Raw genomic sequence first — 19,158 nt, 5'->3', positions numbered from 1 at the left:
TCAGATCATGCGCGGGCCGTGAAGGCCCGCGCAAGTTCCTGCCGGTGGGCGCGACCGGCGTCAAAAGGAGACCTGGCGAGGGGATCTGACGGCTTCTCGGGACGGCTTCGGACACCGCCGCGCCGGCACCGGAGCCCGTGCGTCCGGGGCCGTCCGAAGCCGTCCGCGTACCTGCGGGCGCAGTCGCGGGATCGCGCCTGCTCAGGGCGATCGGGCGTCCGAAGCCGTCCGGGAGTGTCCGAAGTCGTCCGGCCCGCTTGGTCGGAGCCCCGCCGGCTGCCACAGTGCAACCCGAGAGCCCTTCCCCTCAACCCGGACGGTCTCCCCGGGCGGAGCGCTGTTGCCGCAGTCCCGCCGTGACGCGGATCACATCGAAGAAGGCCTGCCCCGTCAAGGGAGCAGGCCTTCTTTCCGTTCCCCGGGGGCAGCGGCTCAGGGGGCAGCGGGTCAGGGGGTGAGGACCAGTCGGCCGCGCAGGGCTCCCGCCTCCAGGCGGCGGTGGGCGTGGGCGGCGCGGGTCAGGGGGAGGGTGTCGGTGACCCGCAGGGTGAGGCGGCCGTCGGCGGCGAGGGCGCAGAGGCGGGCGAGGGCGGGGCCGTCGGCGGTGATCCACACGTTGGCGACCCGGATGCCGCGCAGGGCCGCCGGGGCGCTGCCGGCCGCGACCGCGACGAAGGCGCCGCGACCGCGCACCGCGCCCAGCGCCCGCACGCCCAGCAGGGCGGCGTCGATCGCGCCGTCGACCCCGCCGGGCACCGACTCCCGTACGGCGGCGGCCGCATCGGGCGCCGTGCGCGGCACGAACCACTCGGCGCCCAGCCCGCGCACCAGCCGCTCGTCACCCTCCCCGGCCAGTGCGACCACCCGCAGGCCGCGCAGGACGGCCAGTTCGACGGCGAAGCCGCCGACCGCGCCCGCGGCGCCGGTGACCAGGACGGTGGAGCCGGCCGGAAGGTCGAGCAGGTCCAGGGCCTGCAGCGCGGTCAGGCCGTTCAGCGGCAGCGTCGCGGCCTGCGCGAGGGTGGCGCCCGCCGGGGCGGGCGCCAGGGTGTCCGCGTCCAGGACGACCTGGTCGGCGTAGGTGCCGAGGTCGGTGTCCAGGCGGTCGCGCAGGCCCACCACCGGCTGCCCGAGGGCGAATCGCGTCACGCCGGGGCCGACGGCGTCCACCGTCCCGGCCACGTCCCAGCCGATGCCGGTCACCGCCCGGGGCGCCATCAGCCCGGCCCCGGCGAGCACCCCGGAACGGGTGACCGCGTCCACCGGGTTGACCCCGGCCGCCGCCACCCGCACCCGCACCTGCCCGCGGCCCGGCTGCGGCAGCGCCACCTCCACCAGCTCCAGCACCTCGGGACCACCGAACTCCCGCACCACCACGGCACGCATCGCACCCACACCCCTCACGCCTCGGCTCGCGCCATCGGCTCACGCATCGGCAACTCCACTCAACCTAAGGAGAGTTACTCTCCATGGGGAAGGACGCACCCGAAGGTGCGTACCGTACGGAAAGGAGAGTGGGCCGGTGCCCACCACGACCGCCGCCCAGCGCCGCGCCGCCGAGGCCGCCGACTACGACGCCTACCTCGCCGAGTGCCCGGCCCGCCAACTCCTCGACCGGATCGGCGACAAGTGGGCCAGCCTCGTCGTCAACGCCCTCGCCGACGGACCGCTGCGCTACAGCGGCCTGCGCCGGCGCCTGGCCGGGGTGAGCGAGAAGATGCTCACCCAGACCCTGCGCGCCCTGGAACGCGACGGCCTGGTCGTGCGCACCGTCACCGCCGGGGTGCCGGTCCGCGTCGACTACGCGCTCACCGCGCTCGGGCGCGACCTGCTGCCGCTCATGCGGCAGATCAAGGCCTGGGCCGAGTCCCACATGCCGCAGGTGCTCGCGGCGCGCGCCGCGTACGACGACGGGCGCCGGGCGCCGGGATGACCCGAACGCCGCCCCCGGCCGGGCGGGCCGACGGGCCGGGTGGGCCGGGTGGGCCAACCGGCCGGTGGGGGAGGCGGACCGGGGCGCAACCTCCGGTGGGCCGGCTCGTTGGGCCGTACAGGTCGGACCGACCGACCGACCGACCGGCCGGGGCGGGAGCGCGCCGCCCCCGGCCCTGACGGATGGGGATGTCATGACCGACACCGACACCGCCGCGGGCTCCGCGGTCCGCAGCGGCAGCCCGGACTCCGCGGTGGACCGGGTGGCCGACTTCTACGGCGCCTACGTCGACGCCGTCTCCGACGGCACCGACGACCTGGGCGACCAACTGCGCTCCCACTACCTCACCGAGGACTTCCGTCAGCGGCTGGCGGCCTGGGAGGAGGCCAACCACGCCGACGGCGTGCTGCGCGCCCAGGACGTGCCCACCCGCTGGGAGGTGCGCCACCACGACTCGGGCGCCGGGCACCTGTTCACCACCGTCACCCTGACCTGGGGCACCGGCCCCGACGCCGGGCACACCCGGCTGGCGGTGCAGAGCGACCTGAGTACCAGGCTGATCTCGGACATCGAGGAGGGCTGACCGGGCCCGCCGGACGCCCGCCCCGGCCGCTGTCACGCCAGGGCGGCGGCCAGGCGCTCGGGCAGGGTGGCGTACGGGCGGCAGTCGACCACGGGCAGCGCGTGGGCGCGGGCCTGGTCGGCGAGCCAGGTGCTGTAGCGGGCGCTGACGGCGGCGCGCTCGGGCTGCGGGCCCGAACCGGGCTCGCGGTCGGCGTAGTTGGCGCCGATGCGCCGCGGGTCGTCCTCGTGCAGGAAGACCGCGCGCACGCGCCGGCCCTGCCCGGCGGCCTCGGCGGCGGCGCGGGCGGCGGCGGCCGGGGTGAGGTAGTCGCCCTCCACGATCGCGGGCACGTCCACGGTGAGCCGGTTGCGCACGACGCCCAGCAGCGCGTCGTCCAGGGCGCGGGCGGTGGCGATCTGGAGCTCCAGGACGCGGTCGGCGGGCAGTGCGTCGGGGTCGGGCACGGTGGCGAAGTGGTGCAGGCCGGGGTGGCCGGCGGGGGTCGTGGCGGCCTGGAGGGCGGCAACGACGTCGTCGAACTCGACCACGAACGCGCCGTGCCGGGCGGACAGGCGGGCGGCGGCGCGGCTCTTGCCGATGCCGGACGCGCCGCCGATCAGCAGGACGTCCCACGGGCTTTCGTCGGTATGCATACCGGCACGGTAAGCGGTCCGGGGTGCGGGTGGGCTCCGTGGGGTGGGGGAGGCGGCCCGGCGGGCGCCTCCCGGCCCGGCCCCCGGCGCCCGGCAGCCGGCCCCGGCCCGGTCCGTGGTCCGCCGCCCGTGCAACCCCGCTGCGGGCGGCGGCAGCGGCGAAGGCGGCGGCAGCGGTCGGGTCAGGCCTGGTCGCGGGCGGCGGAGCGGCGCACCGCCCAGGGCAGGACGAACCACAGCACAGCGAAGACCAGCGCGATGGTGCAGGTGATCGGCACCGCCGGCGCGGTGCCGAGGACGACGTCGAGGACCAGCAGCACGGCGCCGGTCAGCGCCGAGGCGAGCAGCAGCAGGCCCACCTGGGCGATGCGGACGGAGACGGTGACGATCCGCTGCTTGCCGGGGTGGTGGTACAGGCCGCGGTGCAGGGCGACGGGAGTGGCCAGGACGGCCGCGGCGATGACCGACAGCAGCAGGGTGATGACGTAGATGTCCTGCTGGGCGTCGGTGAGCTGGGTGAAGCGCGGGGTGAAGGCGACGCCGAGCAGGAAGGCGAAGACGATCTGCACCCCGGTCTGGAGCACCCGCAGTTCCTGGAGCATCTCCACCAGGCGCCGGTCGGCCCGCACCTCGGGGTTCTCCCAGCCGGGCGGGGGAGCGGGGGAGGGCCGGTGGTCGGGCGTCGGGGCATCCGGTGGGGGAGGGGCGCTGGCCATGGGTCAGCTTCTCACGGCCCGTCGTCAACGCCCCGCTCCGTACGGCCCGCGTCCCCGGTGCCCCCGGCGCGGCTTCCGCCGGTGCGGCTTCCACCCGGGCCTCCGGTGCCGTCCAGGCGGTGCTGCCAGGCGGTGAGCAGGCCCTGCAGGGCGGCGGCCTCCTCGGTGCTCAGGTGCGCCAGCAGGCGGTGCTCGTTGCGCAGGTGGGCGGTGAACGCCTCGTCGAACAGGCGCCGGCCGGCGTCGGTGAGGGCGACCACGCGCCCGCGCCGGTCGTCCACGGCGGGGCGGCGGGTGACCAGCCCGGCGCGCTCCAGCCGGTCGATCCGCTTGGTCATCGCGCCGGTGGTCACCATCGTGTGCGCGGCCAGCTCGCCCGGGGCCCGCTCGTACGGGGCGCCGGCGCGGCGCAGCGCGGCGAGCACGTCGAACTCGCCCTCGCCCAGGCCGTAGCGCTGGTAGACGAGGGTCAGCTCGGCGGTCAGGCGGGCGGCGAGGCGGTGCAGGCGCCCGATGACGGCCAGCGGGGAGACGTCGAGGTCGGGGCGCTCGCGCTGCCACGCGGCCTGGATCTGGGCGACGTGGTCCGGGGACCGCTCCTCGTGCCGCTCCTCGTGCCGGTCCTCGTGCCGGTCCTCGTGCCGCTCTTCGTGCCGGTCCTCGTGCTGGTCGGGCTCCATGGACACCACCCTACGCCAGTAGCTTCCCAGGAAGCTATATTGCCTTCCATGGAAGCCACCAAACGCTGGGTGCTGCTCACCGCCCTCGCCCCCGTCGCCTGGGGCGCCAACTACTGGGTCACCCACGCCCACCTGCCCGCCGACCGCCCCCTGTGGGGCGCCGCCCTGCGCGCCCTGCCCGCCGGACTGCTGCTGCTCGCCCTCGCCCGCCGCCGCCCGCACGGCGCCTGGTGGTGGCGCAGCGCCCTGCTCGGCCTGCTCAACACCGCCGCCTTCTTCGTCCTGCTCTACCTCGCCTCCCAACTGCTGCCCACCAGCGCCGCCGCCACCCTCATGGCCGCCTCCCCGCTGGCCCTGCTGCTCACCGCCTGGGCGCTGGCCGGGCAGCGGCCGCGCCGCGCGCACCTGGCGGGGTCGGCGGTGGGCCTGGCCGGGGTCGCCCTCGCACTGGCCGGAACGGGGGAGGGGATCGGCTGGGCCGGGCTGGCGGCCTCCGCGGCCGCGATGCTCGTCTCCTCCGTCGGCTACGTGCTGGCCGCCCGCTGGCGCGAGGGCGCCGACCCGCTCACCGCCACCGCCTGGCAGCTGACCGCCGGCGGCCTGGTGCTGCTGCCGCTCGCCGCCGCCGCCGAGGGCCCGCCCCCGCCGGCGGACGGGCCCACCCTGCTCGCCTTCGGCTACACGACCGTGGTCGCCACCGCGCTCGCCTTCACCTGCTGGTTCGCCGGGCTGCGCCACCTGCCGGCCGGCACGGTGGGCCTGCTCGGACTGCTCAACCCGCTCACCGGCGTGCTGCTGGGCACCGCGCTGGACGGCGACCCCTTCGGGGTGCGCCAGGGCGCGGGACTGGCGCTGGTGGTCGCCGGCATCCTGCTCGGACGCCCGCGCGCCGGCGCCGCCGAGCCCGCACCGGCCGCCGAGCCTCCCGCCGAGCCTCCCGCCGACCCCGACCCCGACCCCGACCCCGACCCCGAGCCCGGCCCCGCCGCCCGCTTGCCTTCCGGTCGGGGCGCGTGATCCGATGGCGCGAGCATCGCGTGCCGGTGACGGACTGCGTCAGGCATGGAGGTGCGGAACCGAAGGGACCGCCACCCGTGGCCTCCCCCTCCACCGGCCGTACGGCCGCCCTCAGCCTGCAACTCTCCCGCGCGCACCAGGACTTGCGCCGCCGCCTCGCCGACCTGCGCACCAATCTCGGCCGGCCCCGCCGCCCGGACGGCGACGGCAGCGAACTCCTCACCCACTGCCTGGCCTTCTGCACCGCCCTGACCAACCACCACCAGGGCGAGGACACCGGCCTGTTCGCCCAACTCCTGCGCGAGCGCCCCGACCTGGCACCGACCATCGGCAAACTCGTCGAGGACCACGGCTTCATCACCCACATCCTCGCCCGGGTGCGCCACCTCGCCGACCGGGCCGCCGGGCAGTCCGACGCCGTCGTCCAGGGCGCCACCGGCGCCGACCTGGAGGCGATCGGACGCGAACTCGACGGACTCGCCGCCATCATGGACTCCCACTTCGGCTACGAGGAACGGGCCATCGGCGCCGCCCTGGACGCCGGGGTGCGCGACGACGGCTGGTCGGAGCCGGTGCTGCGCTTCCGGGCGCCGTAGGACCCGGCACCGTAAAACCCGTCGCACCGGCCGGCCCGCCTTCCCTACACTCGCCACGCGGCCGCGCCCCGACGCGCGGCCCGCCGCGACCACGTGACAACCGCGGCGACCGCGACGACGAACGGGACGAGAGAGGGGGCGGGCGGCCATGCCGAAGCAGAGCGCCGCCGCCCCCTCTCCCGCGTCGCGGTACGAGGTGATCCTGGTGTCCCTGGCCTCCCGGTGCCCGCTGCGCGGCCGGCACCGGAGCAGTGCTGCCACCGTCTGACACCGGCCTGTCCGGCCGTCGTCCCATTCCGTGGTCATGAATCCGACGATCCGTCGGCACTGCTGGAATCGCGCGCCCACCCCACGAGCGGAACCGCCTCGAAAGGCACCCGGGCCATGCGCACCCACACCACCACCCGCAGCACCACCACCCGCAGCACCACCACCCGCAGCACCACCGGCACCACCGCCGCCGCGACCGCCGGTATCGCCGCCGTCCGCAACCTCGGCATCCTCGCCCACGTCGACGCCGGCAAGACCACCGTCACCGAGCGGATCCTCTACCTCACCGGCACCACCCACAAGCGCGGCGAGGTCCACGACGGCACCACCGTCACCGACTTCGACCCCCAGGAGCGCGACCGCGGCATCACTATCTTCGCCGCCGCCGTCAGCTGCGCCTGGGCCGGGCACCGGATCAACCTCATCGACACCCCCGGCCACGTCGACTTCGCCGACGAGGTCGAGCGCTCCCTGCGGGTGCTCGACGGCGCGGTGGCGGTGTTCGACGCGGTCGCCGGCGTCGAGCCGCAGAGCGAGTCGGTGTGGCGCCAGGCCGAACGCCACGGCGTGCCGCGCATCGCCTTCGTCAACAAGCTCGACCGCGCCGGCGCCGACCTGGACGCCGCCGTCGCCGCCATCCGCGAACGCCTGCATCCGCGCCCGCTGGCCGTCCACGTGCCCATCGGCGCCGAGGAGTCGTTCACCGGCGTCGTCGACCTGGTCGGCCTGCGCGCCCTCACCTGGGACGACGACGGCACCCTGCACGAAGGCCCGGTCCCGGCCGGCCTCGAAGCCGTGGCGGCCGAGCGCCGCCGCGCCCTGGAGGAGGCGGTGGCCGAACTGCACCCCGAAGCCCTGGAGGAGTTCTGTGCCCGCGCCACCCTGGGCGCCGACACCCTCACCGCGGCCCTGCGCGACCTCACCCGCACCGGCGAGGTGGTCGTGGTGCTGTGCGGCTCCGCCTACCGCAACCGCGGCATCGAACCGCTCCTGGACGCCGCCGTCGCCTACCTGCCCTCCCCGCTCGACGTCCCGCCCACCCGCTCCGCCGACCGCGCCCAGCAGCGCGACCCCGACCCCGAACAGCCCCTGACCGCCCTGGCGTTCAAGGTCACCTCCGCCCCGACCGGGCGCCTGACCCACCTGCGCCTGTACGCCGGAACCCTCCACAAGGGAGCCACCGTGCTCGACACCGCCACCGGCCGCCGCGAGCGCGTCGCCCGCATCCTCACCGTCCTGGCCGACCGCCACACCGAGACCGACAGCGCCCGCGCCGGCGACATCGTCGCCGTCGTCGGCCCCAAGCACACCCGCGTCGGCGCCACCCTGTGCGACGCCGACCACCCCATCGTCCTGGAGGCCCCCGTGAGCGCCGAACCGGTCGTCACCGTCGCCGTCGAGGCCCGCCGCGCCGCCGACACCGACAGACTCGCCGCCGCCCTCGCCCGCCTGGCCGAGGAGGACCCCTCGCTGCGCGTGGCCACCGACCCGGAGACCGGCCAGCGCACCCTGTCCGGCCTGGGCGAACTGCACCTGGAGGTCGCGGTGGAGAAGGTCCGGCGCGAGGCCGGCGTCGAAGCGGTCGTCGGGCGCCCGCGCGTCGCGCTGCGCGAGGCCCTCACCGAGGGCGTCACCGGCTTCACCTACCGGCACGCCAAACAGGACGGCGGCGCCGGGCAGTTCGCCCACCTCGTCCTCGACGTCCACCCCCTGCCGGCGGGCACCGAGGGGGAGTTCGCGTTCACCTCCACCGTCACCGGCGGCCGGGTGCCGCGCGAGTACGTGCAGGCCGTCGAGGCCGGCTGCCGAGACGCCCTGGCCGAGGGCCCGCTCGGCGGGCACCCGGTCACCGGCGTCGCCGTCACCCTCACCGACGGGGCCACCCACCCCAAGGACTCCTCCGAGCTCGCCTTCCGCACCGCCGCCCGCCTCGGCCTGCGCGAGGCCCTGCGCGCCTCGCGGATGCACCTGCTGGAACCGCTCGCCGAAGTGAGCGTCACCGTGCCCGAGGACGCCCTCGGGACCGTCCTGGGCGACCTCGCCGCCCGCCGCGGCCACGTCCGCTCCACCGAACCCGGCCACGGCGCCACCGCCCGGGTCGGCGCGCTGGTGCCGCTGGCCGAACTGTTCGGCTACGCGGGCCGCCTGCGCGGCCGCACCCAGGGCCGCGGCACCTTCACCACCCGCCCGGCCGGCTACGCCCCCGCGCCCACGCCGGCCGGCTGAGCGGCACGGACCGGCTGAGCGGCGCCGGCCGGCTGTGCGGCGTCGGCCGGCCCTCCCCGTACCGGGAGGGCCGGGCGGCGTCCGCTACAGCGCCCCGGCGTCGGCCGCCGCCCACGCCGACGGGTACAGCGGACGCCAGCCCAGCTCCCGGCGCGCCGCCGCCGTGGACACCTGTCCCTCCCACGGGTCGAACGGGTCGAACGGCTCGTCCGGTGAACTGCCGGGGTGCGTCCGACCGTTGAGCGCGTACAGGTCCCAGGCTGTCAGCGGCGCGTCGTCGCCGACGTTGTACGTGCGCCCCTCGATGCCGGGCGTCACCACCGCGCGCCACAGCGCCCGCGCCACGTCCGCGTGGTGCACCACCGCCAGGCGCTGGTGCGCGGGCCAGTTCGCCGCCCAGTGCAGCGACTGCGCCAGGTGCGGATCGCCCTGCCCGTACACGAACGCCAACCGGGCCACCACCAGCGGCAGTTCGGCCCCCAGCGCGCGCAGCCCCGCCTCGGCCTGCGCCTTTGAGGCCGCGTACACCCCCCATGCCGGATCCGGTGCGAGCCGGTCGCCCTCCACGGCGGGGCGCCCCAACCCCCGCCCGTACACCAGGTTCGTACTGGTGTGGACGAACCGCCGCACCCCGGCCTTCGCCGCCTCCCGCCCCAGGGCGACGGCCGCGTCCCGGTTGACCGCCCACGCCGCCTCGTCCGGCACCCCGCGCAGCGCCGCCGCCACGTTCAGCACCACCTCGGCGCCCTCCAGCGCCCGCGCCCGGTCCGCCTCCTCGCACAGGTCGCCGACCACCGCCTCCACCCCGTCCAGGGCCCGCGCCTTCGCGGCGTCCCGCACCAGCACCCGCACCGAGGACCCGTCCGCCTCCGCCCACCGCACCAGCCGCGGCACCAGCCTGCTGCCCACCGAACCCGTCGCGCCCGTCACCAGGATCGTCGCCATCGTCCGCCTCCTCCAGGAGAGTTGATCACCTTCGACACCCACCACCCTGCCCGCGCCCCGAGCGGTGCGGCAGAGACCTCCCGATCCAGGGACCGCCGATCCCTGGCTGGGGGCCCTGGCGCTCGCACGGCCCCGGGCGCCCCCGGCCCGCGCGCCACCGGCCCCGGGCGCAGGGCCGGCCGGGGCCGGGGGAAAAGCGGTCGCGCTCCCGGCGGGCGCGCCGTAGCGTGCGCGCGTGGACGACGAGAATCCGAAGGAAGTGGTCCGGCGCGGGTACGACGTGCTGTCGGAGCACTACGAGCGGGCATTCGGCAGCGGGACGAAGTACGGACCGTGGATCGAGGAGTTGCTCGGCCGGCTCCCCGGGGCCGCAACCGTCCTGGACCTCGGGTGCGGCACCGGGGTTCCCGTGGCCCGGTCCCTGGTCGCGGCGGGTCACCGGGTGACGGGGGTCGACATCAGCGAGGTCCAGATCCGCAGGGCCCGGCAGCTCGTGCCGGGCGCCGACTTCATCCGCGCCGATGCCACGACCGTGGAGCTTCCCCGGGGCCGCTTCGACGCCGTCGTCTGCCTGTACGCCCTGATCCATGTGCCGGTGGAGGAACAGCCGGCCCTGCTGGAGCGGATCGCCCACTGGTTGCGGCCGGGAGGCTGGTTCCTGAGCACCACCGGGCACCGGGCCTGGACCGGGACCGACGAGAACTGGCTCGGCGGCGGGGCCGCGATGTGGTGGAGCCACGCCGACGCCGCCACCAACCGCGGGTGGCTCGTGAGCGCCGGCTTCGACGTGGTCCACGAGGAGTTCGTGCCCGAGGGCGACAGCGGCCACGTCCTGTTCCGGGCCCGGCGCCGCGGACACCCACCGCACGCCGACGGGTGACGGCGTCCGTGAGCGGGGGACCGCCGGTCCCTGGTGGCGGCGGGCTCCGGCGGGCCATGCTGGGGGCATGATCGACCGCGCGGCACTGGCCGACTTCCTCACCCGCACCCGGGCCCGGCTCGCCCCCGCCGACCTGGGGCTGCCGCCCGGGGTCCGGCGGCGCACACCGGGGCTGCGCCGGGAGGAGGTGGCGCAGGTGGCGGGGCTGTCGGTGGACTACTACGCGCGCCTGGAACAGCGGCGCGGCCCGCAGCCCTCGCCGCAGCTGCTCGCGGCGCTGGCGCGGGCGCTGCGGCTGAGCGAGGACGAGCGCGACCACCTGTTCCGCCTCGCCGGGCACGAGCCGCCGCGCCGGCACGGGCCGCTCGGGCACGTGCGGCCGGGGCTGCTGCTGATCCTGGACCGGCTGCACGACACGCCCGCCCAGGTCGTCTCCGACCTCGGCGACGTCCTCGCGCAGAACCCGATGGCCACCGCCGTCTTCGGCGACGTCACCGTCCTGGCGCCCGAGCGGCGCAATCTGCTGCTGCGCTGGTTCACCGAACCGGGCGTCCGGGCGCTGTTCCCGCCCGAGGACCACGAGGACCTCGCCCGCGCCCACGTCGCCTCCCTGCGCGCCGCCCGCCCCGGGGACCGGCGCGCCGCCGAACTGCTGGAGCAACTCCTCGCCAGTGGTGAGGAGTTCACCTCCTGCTGGGAGCGCCACGAGGTCGCCCGGAGGCGCAGCGGCCGCAAGCGGGTGCTGCACCCGGTGGTGGGGCCGCTGGAGCTGGAGTGCGAGGTGCTGGCCGCCGGCGGCGAGGACCAGCTGCTGCTGGTGCACACCGCCGCGCCGGGCGGCGAGTCGGCCTCCCGTCTGGAGCTGCTGCGCGTCGTCGGCGCTCCGGCGCCCGCCTGACCGCGCCCGCCTGACCGCGCCCGCCTGACCGCGCCCGGGCCGCCGGGGCGGGGCCGCCGGGGCGGGGCCGCCGGGGTGGGGCCGCCGGGACCCGCTGCGGCGCGATCCGGGGCGGGGCCCGTAGGCTGGGCCGGGCCGTCGACGGTACAGACCGTCACCAGTAGGGCGGAACACGACAGAAACGGGCAGGCAGGGGCACATGCAGTTCGACGACCAGGGCGACCTCGACACCTCGCAGGTGGACGACCGGCGCGGCATCCCGGGCGGGAAGATCGCCATCGGGGGCGGGGCCGTGGGCCTGATCGCGGTGCTGTTCGCCGTCGTCCTCGGGGCCGACCCGCAGCTGCTGGGCCTGTCCTCCGGCTCCGGCTCCTCCTCCAACTCCTCCGGCGTGCGCACCGCCGGCGAGGCGCAGCAGGCCTGCAAGACCGGGGCGGACGCCAACAAGCGCCAGGACTGCCGGATCGTGGCGGTCACCAACAGCCTCCAGGAGTTCTGGCGCACCGAGCTGCCGCGCGCCGCCAAGGTCCCGTACAAGAACGCCGAGACGGTGCTGTTCACCGGCCAGGTCTCCACCGCCTGCGGGGCGGCGACCTCGGCGGTGGGCCCGTTCTACTGCCCCGGCGACAAGAAGGCCTACGTCGACCTGGGCTTCTTCAACGAGCTGTCCGCCCGCTTCGGCGCCAAGGGCGGCCCGTTCGCCGAGTCCTACGTCGTCGCCCACGAGTACGGCCACCACATCCAGAACCTCACCGGCGCCATGCAGAAGGTCGGCAACGACCGCCAGGGTGCCACCAGCGGCTCGGTGCGCCTGGAGCTGCAGGCCGACTGCTACGCCGGGGTGTGGGCGCACCACGCGACGACCACCCCGCAGCCCTCCACCGGCCGTCCGCTGATCGCCTCGCTCACCGACCAGGACATCGCCCAGGGCCTGGACGCGGCGGCGGCGGTCGGCGACGACCGGATCCAGCAGCAGGCCACCGGGCGGATCAACCCGGAGGCCTGGACGCACGGTTCCGCCGAGCAGCGCAAGGCCTGGTTCACCACCGGCTACCGCAGCGGCGACCCCGCCCAGTGCGACACCTTCTCGGCCGCGAAGCTGTAGCGGCGCCGAACCGGGGGCCGGCTGTCAGAAGCCGCCGTCCGCCTGCCGCCCGCCGCCCGCTGTCCGACCGCCGCCCGCCCAGTCCCAGCCCGCGATCGCCTCGCGCAGCAGCCGGGCGCCGGCGGGCAGGCGGGCCCGCGCGTCCCAGAACAGGGTCAGGGAGCGCCGGCAGTCGGGGCTGTCGACGCCGACCCACACCAGCGGCAGGCGGGTGGCGGTGCGCCGGGCGACGGCGGGCACCAGGCCGATGCCCAGGCCCGCGCTGATCAGTTCGGCGATGGCGCCGGCCTCGTCGCTCTCGCAGACGATCCGCGGCACCAGCCCGCGGGCGGCGAACAGCCGGTCCAGCAGGCGGCGTTGCCAGTGGCCGGGGCGGGCGGCGATGAACGGGCGTTCGGCGAGCTCCTCGACGCCCACCGAGGTGCGGCCGGCCAGCGGGTCGCCCACCGGGACGGCCAGCCCCACCTCCTCGTCCAGCAGCGGCACCGACTCCAGGCCCTCGGCGGCGACGGGCTGGGAGAAGACGGCGAGGTCGACGTCCTGGGCCCGCAGCCGCCGCGCCGCCTCCTGCGCGGACAGCTGGTGCAGCTCGATCTCCACCCCCGGGTGGCCGCGCTTGAACGCCGCCAGCGGTCCGCTGAAGGCCAGGAACGTCTCCGAGGCCAGGCGCACCGTGCCCAGCCCCTGTCCGGCGGCCTCCGCCACCGCCCGTCGGCCCGCCTCCAGTTCACCGAGCGAACGCTCCGCGTAGCCGCGGAACAGGTGCCCGGCCGCGTTCAGCCGCAGCCGCCCGCCCCGCTCGAACAGCGGGGTGCCCAGCTCGGCCTCCAGCCGGGCGATGGAGCGGCTCAACGACGGCTGGGCGACGCGCAGTTCCTCGGCGGCCCGGCTCAGGTGCTCCAGCCGCGCCACCGCCAGGAACTGCGCGAGCGTGTTCAGGTCCACCGACGCCCCCATGCCCGAGGCGTCATAACGCCATAGCAATATTGATCTTAGACAGGATAACCGGACGGTCATAGCGTCATGGGCGGGGCCGCGCACCGGCACACAGCGCGGCCCGGCAACGGTTCGAGGAAGGACGCCCATGGCCATCGCCGCCGACAGGACCCCACCGGAGCCGAAGGCCCGGTCCGCCGCGGGGGAGCGGACCGGGCCCGCCGGACGGACCCTGCGCGCCCTGGCCGCCGCCCACACCGCCGCCGTCTTCGGCCAGCCCGTCTTCGCCGGCGTCTACCTCAGCGGCGACTACGACGCCCTCAGCTGGCACGCCGCCGGCGCCAACGTCGTCACCTCCCTCGGCTACCTCCAGCTGATCGCCGCCCTCGTGGTGTGGATCCGGCTGCGCCGCCGCTGGCCGGCGGCCGCCACCCTCGCCGCCGTCGCGGCCGAGACCGTCCAGTACTTCGCCGGACTCGACGGCGCCCTGTGGCTGCACCTGCCCCTGGGTGTGGCCACCATCGCCGCCACCGTCGTCCTCACCATCGCCCTGTGGCGCACCCCGCTGCCCGCGCGCCGCCCCGCCCGCCGTCCCGCCCGCCGGGAGGACGACCGTGACTGAACCCCGCCCCGGCCGCCCGCTCGACATGACCCGCCGTCAGATCCTCGGCATCGGCGGCGCGTTCGGCCTCCTCGCCACCGCCGGCCTCGCCACCGCCGCCACCCTCGCCCGCCGCCCCGCCACCACCGGCGCCCAGCTGCGCAGCGCCGCCGCCCTGCCACCCCCCTACCAGGTGCCGCTGCCGCTGCCCGCCGCCGCCAAGCCCCTGTCCACCGACGGCGGAGCCGACCGCTACGAGATCGTCCAGCGCGAGACCGACGCCGAGATCCTGCCCGGCCTCACCACCCGGCTGTGGACGTACGGCGGCACCTTCCCCGGCCCCACCATCGAGGCCCGCCGCGGCCGGCCCGTCACCGTCACCCACCGCAACGAACTGCCGGTGCCCACCGTCGTCCACCTCCACGGCGGGCACACCCCCGCCGACTCCGACGGCTACCCCACCGACCTCGTCCTGCCCGCCGGCTGGCCCGAGACCCCCCACGTCATGCCCGGCATGCAGGGCGCGGACGGCATGCCGGGCATGGGCGGCGCCATGGCCGACCCCCGCGCCGTCACCAGCCGCCGCACACGCGACTACACCTTCCCCAACGACCAGCGCCCCACCCTGCTCTGGTACCACGACCACCGCATGGACTTCACCGCCCCCGCCCTCTGGCGCGGCCTCGCGGGCCTGCACATCGTGCGCGACGATGCCGAGGACGCCCTCGGCCTGCCCGCCGGCCCCCGCGAGATCCCCCTCATGATCACCGACCGCGCCTTCGCCGCCGACGGCGCCCTGACCTACCCCTCCCTCGACCCCACCCTGCGCGAGCGCCCCGGCGTCACCGAACCCCACCTCGCCGGCGTCCTCGGCGACGTCGTCCTCGTCAACGGCGCCCCCTGGCCCGTCCACGAGACCGACGCCGCCCGCCACCGCCTGCGCCTGCTCAACGCCTCCAACGCCCGCCACTACGAGATCGAGGCCCGCACCGAGGACGGCCGCCGCCTCGACCTCGTCCAGATCGGCGCCGACCAGGGCCTGCTCGCCACCCCCGTCACCCACCACTCCCTGCCCCTGGCCCCCGCCGAACGCCACGACCTCGTCGTCGACTTCGCCGCCGCCCCCGTCGGCTCCCTGGTCCGCCTCGTCAACCGCCTCGGCACCGGCCGCACCCGCGACATCATGGCCTTCCGCATCACCCGCCGCCCCGCCGCCGACGACAGCCGCATCCCACCCGTCCTGTCGACCGACCTGCCCGACTGGCAGCGCCAGGACGCCGTGCGCACCCGCGACTTCGCCTTCCGCGCCGGCCGCATGAACGGCGGCCACGGCTGGCTGATCGGCGGCCGCCCCTTCGACCCCGCCCGCACCGACGTCACCGTCCCCCTCGGCGACACCGAGATCTGGCGCCTGATCGCCGACGTCCACCACCCCGTCCACCTCCACCTGGTGGGCTTCCGCATCCTCACCCGCGGCGGCAGGCCCCCGCTGCCCCACGACGCCGGCCTCAAGGACACCGTCTCGCTGCGCCCGGGGGAGTCCGCGGAGATCATCACCCGCTTCGACGGCTACCGCGGCCGCTACCTCTTCCACTGCCACAACGCCGAGCACGAGGACATGGGGATGATGGCCAACCTGGAGGTCGTCTGACGGGCCGTCCCGGGCCCGCTCACCCGAAGGCGTCCGGCCCGCGCGCCTTGACCTGCCCATTGCGCGGGCCGCACCCACCGGGCGCACGGGCGGGTGCCGGGGCCCGCGGGGCGCGCGGCAGGGCCGGTCGGGGCCGGTCGGGACACGGCGGGCGCAACCGGAATGCGGCCTTCCGTCCGGTTCGGGGTGAAGTGCCGGACCTTCACCGCTCTCCCATCAGATGATCACTCTGCTGCCGTGATCCCGACCCCCGCCGTACGGGGCGGTCCACTCCAATTCCCTTCGCACACCCCCGAGCTGCGAAAGGCCACCACGCCGATGACCCGCCCCGCCGACCACCCCACGCCCGACCGGATGCTGCGCGAGGCCGCCGCCCGCCTGGACCGGCGCCGCTTCCTGACCGTCACCTCGGCCGCCGCCGCGCTCGCCTTCGGCGTCAACCTGCCCTCCGCGCACGCCGCCGACAACGAGATCGCCCCGCGCGCCATCGGCGACAACCCCTTCACCCTCGGCGTGGCCTCCGGCGACGCCACCCCCGAGGCCGTCGTGCTGTGGACCCGCCTGGCCCCGCGCCCCCTGGAGCCCGGCGCCGGCCTGCCGCCCACCGGCTCGGTCAAGGTCGCCTGGGAGATCGCCCGCGACGAGAAGTTCCGCCGCGTCGAGCGCCGCGGCACCGCCCGCGCCCACGCCGAGTTCAACTACGCCCTCCACGTCGACGTCGACGACCTCGACGCCGGACGCGAGTACTGGTACCGCTTCACCGTCGGCTCCTGGTCCAGCCCCGTCGGCCGCACCCGCACCGCCCCGCCGCGCGGCAGGAAGCTCGACAGCGCCCGCATCGCCCTCGTCTCCTGCCAGGCCTACGAGGACGGCTACTTCACCGCCTACCGCCACCTCGCGAACGAGGACCTGGACGCCGTCTTCCACGTCGGCGACTACATCTACGAATACGGCATCGACGCCGCCGGCGGCGACCGCAAGTACACCGACCGCACCCTCGCGGCCCACTTCAACCACGAGACCACCACCCTGGAGGACTACCGGCTGCGCTACTCCCTCTACAAGAACGACCCCGACCTCCAGGCCGCGCACGCCGCCCACCCCTGGTACGTCACCTGGGACGACCACGAGGTGGAGAACAACTACGCCGCCGGCATCCCGGAGAAGAACCAGGACCCGGCCCCCTTCGTCGCCCGCCGCGCCGCCGCCTACCGCGCCTACTGGGAGAACCAGCCGCTGCGCATGCCCCAGCCGCACGGCACCGAACTGACCCTCTACCGGCGCGTCCACTTCGGCCAGCTCGCCCAGTTCGACATCCTCGACACCCGCCAGTACCGCGACGACCAGGCCAACGGCGACGGCTGGCAGTACCCCACCCCGGAGTCCGACGCCGCCGGGCGCACCCTGATGGGCGCCACCCAGGAACGCTGGTTCGCCGAGGGCCTGCGCCGCTCCAGGGCCACCTGGAACGTCGTGCCCCAGCAGGTCGTCTTCTCCCGCCGCAAGAACACCACCGCCGAGCGCTCCAAGCTCTCCATGGACGCCTGGGACGGCTACCCGGCCGCCCGCGAGCGCTTCCTGCAGGCCGTCGACCGCTCCGGCGTCAAGAACCTCGTGCTGCTCACCGGCGACGTCCACGTGGCCTACGCCCTGGACGTCAAGCGCAACGTCGACGACCCCGGCTCCCGCACCGTGGGCGTGGAGTTCGTCGGCACCTCGATCAGCAGCGACGGCGACGGCGAGGAGAAGCCCTCCAACTGGAACAACCTCATGTCGGCCAACCCGCACATGAAGTTCTACGACGGGCGCCGCGGCTACACCGTCCTCACCCTGGACCGCCACCGCGCCCGCGCCGACTACCGGGTGGTCTCCCACATCACCCGCCCCGGCGGCACCCTGTCCACCGCCGCCTCCTTCACCACCGAGGCCGGCAACCCGGGCATCCGCCCCGCCTGACACCCGCACCGCGCCGAACGCCCCGGCCCCGCCGCTTCGAGGGAGGCGGCGGGGCCGGGCGCTCAGAGGCCGTGGACGAGACGGCCGACGACGGCCGCGGCCTGCTCCGGGTGCTGCTCCAGCCAGGCGCCCAGGTGGTCCCGGACGGCCCGCGCGACGCAGACGCGCACGGTGTCGTCGCCGAGCACGTCCCAGGTGGAGCCGTGGAACTCGGGCCGGTCGAGCTTCACCGACACGACCGCCGTCAGGCCCGCGCAGACCTGCTCGGCGGTCGGGACGGGGTCCGGCGCGGCCGGCAGGAGCCGTTTGCGCGCGTACGCGCCGAGCGCGGCCGCCACCCCGTCACGCAAGCCCGCCTCGTGCGTGCCGCCGCGCGGCGTGGGCCGGCCGTTGGCGAAACTCCGGATCCTCTCCTCGCCGCGACCGCGCCACCGCCAGGCCGCTTCCACCGTCCCCGCCATCCGCGGGTCCTCGCCCTCGAAGCCGATGATGTCCGTGAGAGCGGGAGCCGCGTCCCGGCCGTCGAGGAAGGCGACGAAGTCCCGCGCCCCGCCGGGGAAGCGGAACCGGAGCGACCGTGGCTCGCCCGGGTCGCGCCGGTCGGTCAGCGAGATGTCCAGGACCCGGTTCAGCAGCGCCAGTTCCCGGAAGCGGTCGGCCAGTTCGTCGAACGAGCACTGCGCCGCACCGAAGATCCCGGTGTCCGGCCAGAAGGTGATGACGGTCCCGCTGCCGGTCGCCGGGCCCGCCTCGGTGGGCGGGGCGACCGCGACACCGCGCTCGTACTCCTGCTCCCAGCGGACCCCCTCGCGCCGCACCTCGGCCGTCAGCCGGCTCGACAGGGCGTTGGTGACGGTGGGCCCGACGCCGCAGTGGCCGAGCATCACGTCGTGGCGGCCGCCGCCGAGCCCCGCTCCGGCGTGCATGCGGGTCAGCAGGGCCTCGAGGCCGGGCTCGCCGGCATCCCCCTCGTCGTGGACGGGAACGCCCGGGCCGTCGTCGGCGACGCACACGCCACCGTCGGACCCGAGCGTGATCTCGACGCGGCCGGCGCGGCCTGCCAGGACCTCCTTCACCGCCCGGTCGGCGACCTCGAACACCATCTGGTGCAGGCCGCGTTCACCGGTCGAGCCGATGTACATCCCGGGCCGCCTGCGAACGGCTTCCCACCCCTCCAGCACCTGGATGCGGGCGGCGTCGTAACTGCTGGATTCCTGGCACACGGTGTCCCCTCCGAAGATGGTCCGGCAGAACTCCACAGCCTAGGTGAATTTCGGAAAAACACCAGGTCAGAGCCGGTCTGTTGACGGCGTGGGCGGGCGCGTGAGCGCCTGCCCGCAGGTGCCTGCCCCAGGGGTCCCGGATGGCCGCCGCAGTGCGGCCACGGCACCGCCGAGGCCGCGCACGAGGCCGTTTCGGGCACCACCGAGGGGCGCTGATTCACTCTCTTTTTTCGTGCGTCGCACGCCACCGGGCGCCACCGCACGCCGCAGCCGACGGCTGCACTGCCGCGCCCCGCGACACCGGGGG

At 75.9% G+C, this 19,158-nt stretch carries 18 protein-coding genes; 11 read left to right on the top strand and 7 right to left on the bottom strand.

What is annotated here, in order from left to right:
• Positions 1-447 precede the first annotated feature (447 nt).
• Positions 448-1,386 (bottom strand): NADP-dependent oxidoreductase, encoded by a 939-nt coding sequence (locus ACZ6EM_RS34605; RefSeq protein WP_465774153.1) that lies wholly within the window; start codon positions 1,384-1,386, stop codon positions 448-450.
• Positions 1,387-1,522: 136 nt separating this feature from the next.
• Between ACZ6EM_RS34605 and ACZ6EM_RS34600 the strand changes: the two genes are divergently transcribed.
• Together ACZ6EM_RS34600 and ACZ6EM_RS34595 are read left to right on the top strand one after the other, a co-directional pair.
• Positions 1,523-1,933 (top strand): winged helix-turn-helix transcriptional regulator, encoded by a 411-nt coding sequence (locus ACZ6EM_RS34600; RefSeq protein WP_465774138.1) that lies wholly within the window; start codon positions 1,523-1,525, stop codon positions 1,931-1,933.
• A gap of 193 nt (positions 1,934-2,126) precedes the next feature.
• On the top strand, positions 2,127-2,516 hold the full coding sequence (locus ACZ6EM_RS34595; RefSeq protein WP_401055030.1) for a hypothetical protein: 390 nt from the start codon (positions 2,127-2,129) through the stop codon (positions 2,514-2,516).
• A gap of 32 nt (positions 2,517-2,548) precedes the next feature.
• Here the strand turns inward: ACZ6EM_RS34595 and ACZ6EM_RS34590 are convergent, their stop codons facing one another.
• The 3 genes from ACZ6EM_RS34590 to ACZ6EM_RS34580 form a co-directional block, all read right to left on the bottom strand.
• Positions 2,549-3,151 carry an AAA family ATPase gene (locus tag ACZ6EM_RS34590; protein WP_401055031.1) on the bottom strand — a complete coding sequence of 201 codons (603 nt, stop codon included), beginning with the start codon at positions 3,149-3,151 and terminating at the stop codon, positions 2,549-2,551.
• 182 nt (positions 3,152-3,333) lie between these two features.
• On the bottom strand, positions 3,334-3,867 hold the full coding sequence (locus ACZ6EM_RS34585; RefSeq protein ID WP_452178586.1) for a DUF6328 family protein: 534 nt from the start codon (positions 3,865-3,867) through the stop codon (positions 3,334-3,336).
• Between the two features lie 11 nt (positions 3,868-3,878).
• Entirely contained in the window at positions 3,879-4,547 is a 669-nt protein-coding gene (locus ACZ6EM_RS34580) for a MarR family winged helix-turn-helix transcriptional regulator (protein ID WP_465774137.1), read from the bottom strand.
• Positions 4,548-4,595: 48 nt separating this feature from the next.
• Between ACZ6EM_RS34580 and ACZ6EM_RS34575 the strand changes: the two genes are divergently transcribed.
• From ACZ6EM_RS34575 to fusA, 3 genes are all read left to right on the top strand, one after another.
• Entirely contained in the window at positions 4,596-5,564 is a 969-nt protein-coding gene (locus ACZ6EM_RS34575) for a DMT family transporter (RefSeq protein ID WP_465774136.1), read from the top strand.
• A gap of 77 nt (positions 5,565-5,641) precedes the next feature.
• Positions 5,642-6,160 (top strand): hemerythrin domain-containing protein, encoded by a 519-nt coding sequence (locus ACZ6EM_RS34570; RefSeq protein ID WP_401051150.1) that lies wholly within the window; start codon positions 5,642-5,644, stop codon positions 6,158-6,160.
• A 384-nt stretch (positions 6,161-6,544) separates the two neighbouring features.
• Positions 6,545-8,656 carry an elongation factor G gene (gene fusA, locus ACZ6EM_RS34565; RefSeq protein WP_465774135.1) on the top strand — a complete coding sequence of 704 codons (2,112 nt, stop codon included), beginning with the start codon at positions 6,545-6,547 and terminating at the stop codon, positions 8,654-8,656.
• 84 nt (positions 8,657-8,740) lie between these two features.
• Here fusA and ACZ6EM_RS34560 read toward each other — a convergent pair whose 3' ends face one another.
• Positions 8,741-9,601 (bottom strand): NAD-dependent epimerase/dehydratase family protein, encoded by an 861-nt coding sequence (locus tag ACZ6EM_RS34560; RefSeq protein WP_465774134.1) that lies wholly within the window; start codon positions 9,599-9,601, stop codon positions 8,741-8,743.
• Positions 9,602-9,836: 235 nt separating this feature from the next.
• On the opposite strand from ACZ6EM_RS34560, the gene ACZ6EM_RS34555 reads away from it, so the two are divergent.
• The 3 genes from ACZ6EM_RS34555 to ypfJ all read left to right on the top strand — a co-directional run bounded on the left by ACZ6EM_RS34555 (position 9,837) and on the right by ypfJ (position 12,484).
• Positions 9,837-10,481: a class I SAM-dependent methyltransferase gene (locus tag ACZ6EM_RS34555; protein ID WP_401053939.1), complete on the top strand. Its 645-nt coding sequence runs from the start codon at positions 9,837-9,839 to the stop codon at positions 10,479-10,481.
• A 70-nt stretch (positions 10,482-10,551) separates the two neighbouring features.
• On the top strand, positions 10,552-11,379 hold the full coding sequence (locus ACZ6EM_RS34550) for a helix-turn-helix transcriptional regulator (RefSeq protein WP_465774152.1): 828 nt from the start codon (positions 10,552-10,554) through the stop codon (positions 11,377-11,379).
• A gap of 199 nt (positions 11,380-11,578) precedes the next feature.
• On the top strand, positions 11,579-12,484 hold the full coding sequence (gene ypfJ / locus ACZ6EM_RS34545) for a KPN_02809 family neutral zinc metallopeptidase (protein ID WP_465774133.1): 906 nt from the start codon (positions 11,579-11,581) through the stop codon (positions 12,482-12,484).
• A gap of 24 nt (positions 12,485-12,508) precedes the next feature.
• Here the strand turns inward: ypfJ and ACZ6EM_RS34540 are convergent, their stop codons facing one another.
• Entirely contained in the window at positions 12,509-13,501 is a 993-nt protein-coding gene (locus ACZ6EM_RS34540) for a LysR family transcriptional regulator (protein WP_465774132.1), read from the bottom strand.
• A 67-nt stretch (positions 13,502-13,568) separates the two neighbouring features.
• On the opposite strand from ACZ6EM_RS34540, the gene ACZ6EM_RS34535 reads away from it, so the two are divergent.
• The 3 genes from ACZ6EM_RS34535 (at position 13,569) to ACZ6EM_RS34525 (ending at position 17,628) form a co-directional block, all read left to right on the top strand.
• Positions 13,569-14,042 (top strand): hypothetical protein, encoded by a 474-nt coding sequence (locus ACZ6EM_RS34535; protein WP_465774131.1) that lies wholly within the window; start codon positions 13,569-13,571, stop codon positions 14,040-14,042.
• Complete coding sequence (locus ACZ6EM_RS34530; protein WP_465774130.1) at positions 14,035-15,672, top strand: multicopper oxidase family protein; 1,638 nt, start codon at positions 14,035-14,037, stop codon at positions 15,670-15,672. The genes ACZ6EM_RS34535 and ACZ6EM_RS34530 overlap by 8 nt, the downstream gene beginning before the upstream one ends.
• Before the next feature lie 318 nt (positions 15,673-15,990).
• On the top strand, positions 15,991-17,628 hold the full coding sequence (locus tag ACZ6EM_RS34525) for an alkaline phosphatase D family protein (RefSeq protein ID WP_401045395.1): 1,638 nt from the start codon (positions 15,991-15,993) through the stop codon (positions 17,626-17,628).
• A gap of 62 nt (positions 17,629-17,690) precedes the next feature.
• Here the strand turns inward: ACZ6EM_RS34525 and ACZ6EM_RS34520 are convergent, their stop codons facing one another.
• Positions 17,691-18,851 (bottom strand): ATP-binding protein, encoded by a 1,161-nt coding sequence (locus ACZ6EM_RS34520; RefSeq protein ID WP_465774129.1) that lies wholly within the window; start codon positions 18,849-18,851, stop codon positions 17,691-17,693.
• Between the last annotated feature and the right edge of the window lie 307 nt (positions 18,852-19,158).

The organism is Kitasatospora sp. NPDC041917 (assembly GCF_055589745.1).
The sequence above is the reverse complement of the archived record's forward strand: the minus strand, read 5'-3'. Positions and strand labels throughout refer to the sequence as shown.

What these genes read in the sequence shown, in the direction of transcription:
- ACZ6EM_RS34605 (WP_465774153.1), bottom strand. Translation starts at nt 1,386, where the DNA reads ATGCGTGCCGTGGTGGTGCGGGAGTTCGGTGGTCCCGAGGTGCTGGAG.
- ACZ6EM_RS34595 (WP_401055030.1), top strand. Translation starts at nt 2,127, where the DNA reads ATGACCGACACCGACACCGCCGCGGGCTCCGCGGTCCGCAGCGGCAGC.
- ACZ6EM_RS34590 (WP_401055031.1), bottom strand. Translation starts at nt 3,151, where the DNA reads ATGCATACCGACGAAAGCCCGTGGGACGTCCTGCTGATCGGCGGCGCG.
- ACZ6EM_RS34585 (WP_452178586.1), bottom strand. Translation starts at nt 3,867, where the DNA reads ATGGCCAGCGCCCCTCCCCCACCGGATGCCCCGACGCCCGACCACCGG.
- ACZ6EM_RS34580 (WP_465774137.1), bottom strand. Translation starts at nt 4,547, where the DNA reads ATGGAGCCCGACCAGCACGAGGACCGGCACGAAGAGCGGCACGAGGAC.
- ACZ6EM_RS34575 (WP_465774136.1), top strand. Translation starts at nt 4,596, where the DNA reads ATGGAAGCCACCAAACGCTGGGTGCTGCTCACCGCCCTCGCCCCCGTC.
- fusA (WP_465774135.1), top strand. Translation starts at nt 6,545, where the DNA reads ATGCGCACCCACACCACCACCCGCAGCACCACCACCCGCAGCACCACC.
- ACZ6EM_RS34560 (WP_465774134.1), bottom strand. Translation starts at nt 9,601, where the DNA reads ATGGCGACGATCCTGGTGACGGGCGCGACGGGTTCGGTGGGCAGCAGG.
- ypfJ (WP_465774133.1), top strand. Translation starts at nt 11,579, where the DNA reads ATGCAGTTCGACGACCAGGGCGACCTCGACACCTCGCAGGTGGACGAC.
- ACZ6EM_RS34540 (WP_465774132.1), bottom strand. Translation starts at nt 13,501, where the DNA reads ATGACCGTCCGGTTATCCTGTCTAAGATCAATATTGCTATGGCGTTAT.
- ACZ6EM_RS34535 (WP_465774131.1), top strand. Translation starts at nt 13,569, where the DNA reads ATGGCCATCGCCGCCGACAGGACCCCACCGGAGCCGAAGGCCCGGTCC.
- ACZ6EM_RS34525 (WP_401045395.1), top strand. Translation starts at nt 15,991, where the DNA reads ATGACCCGCCCCGCCGACCACCCCACGCCCGACCGGATGCTGCGCGAG.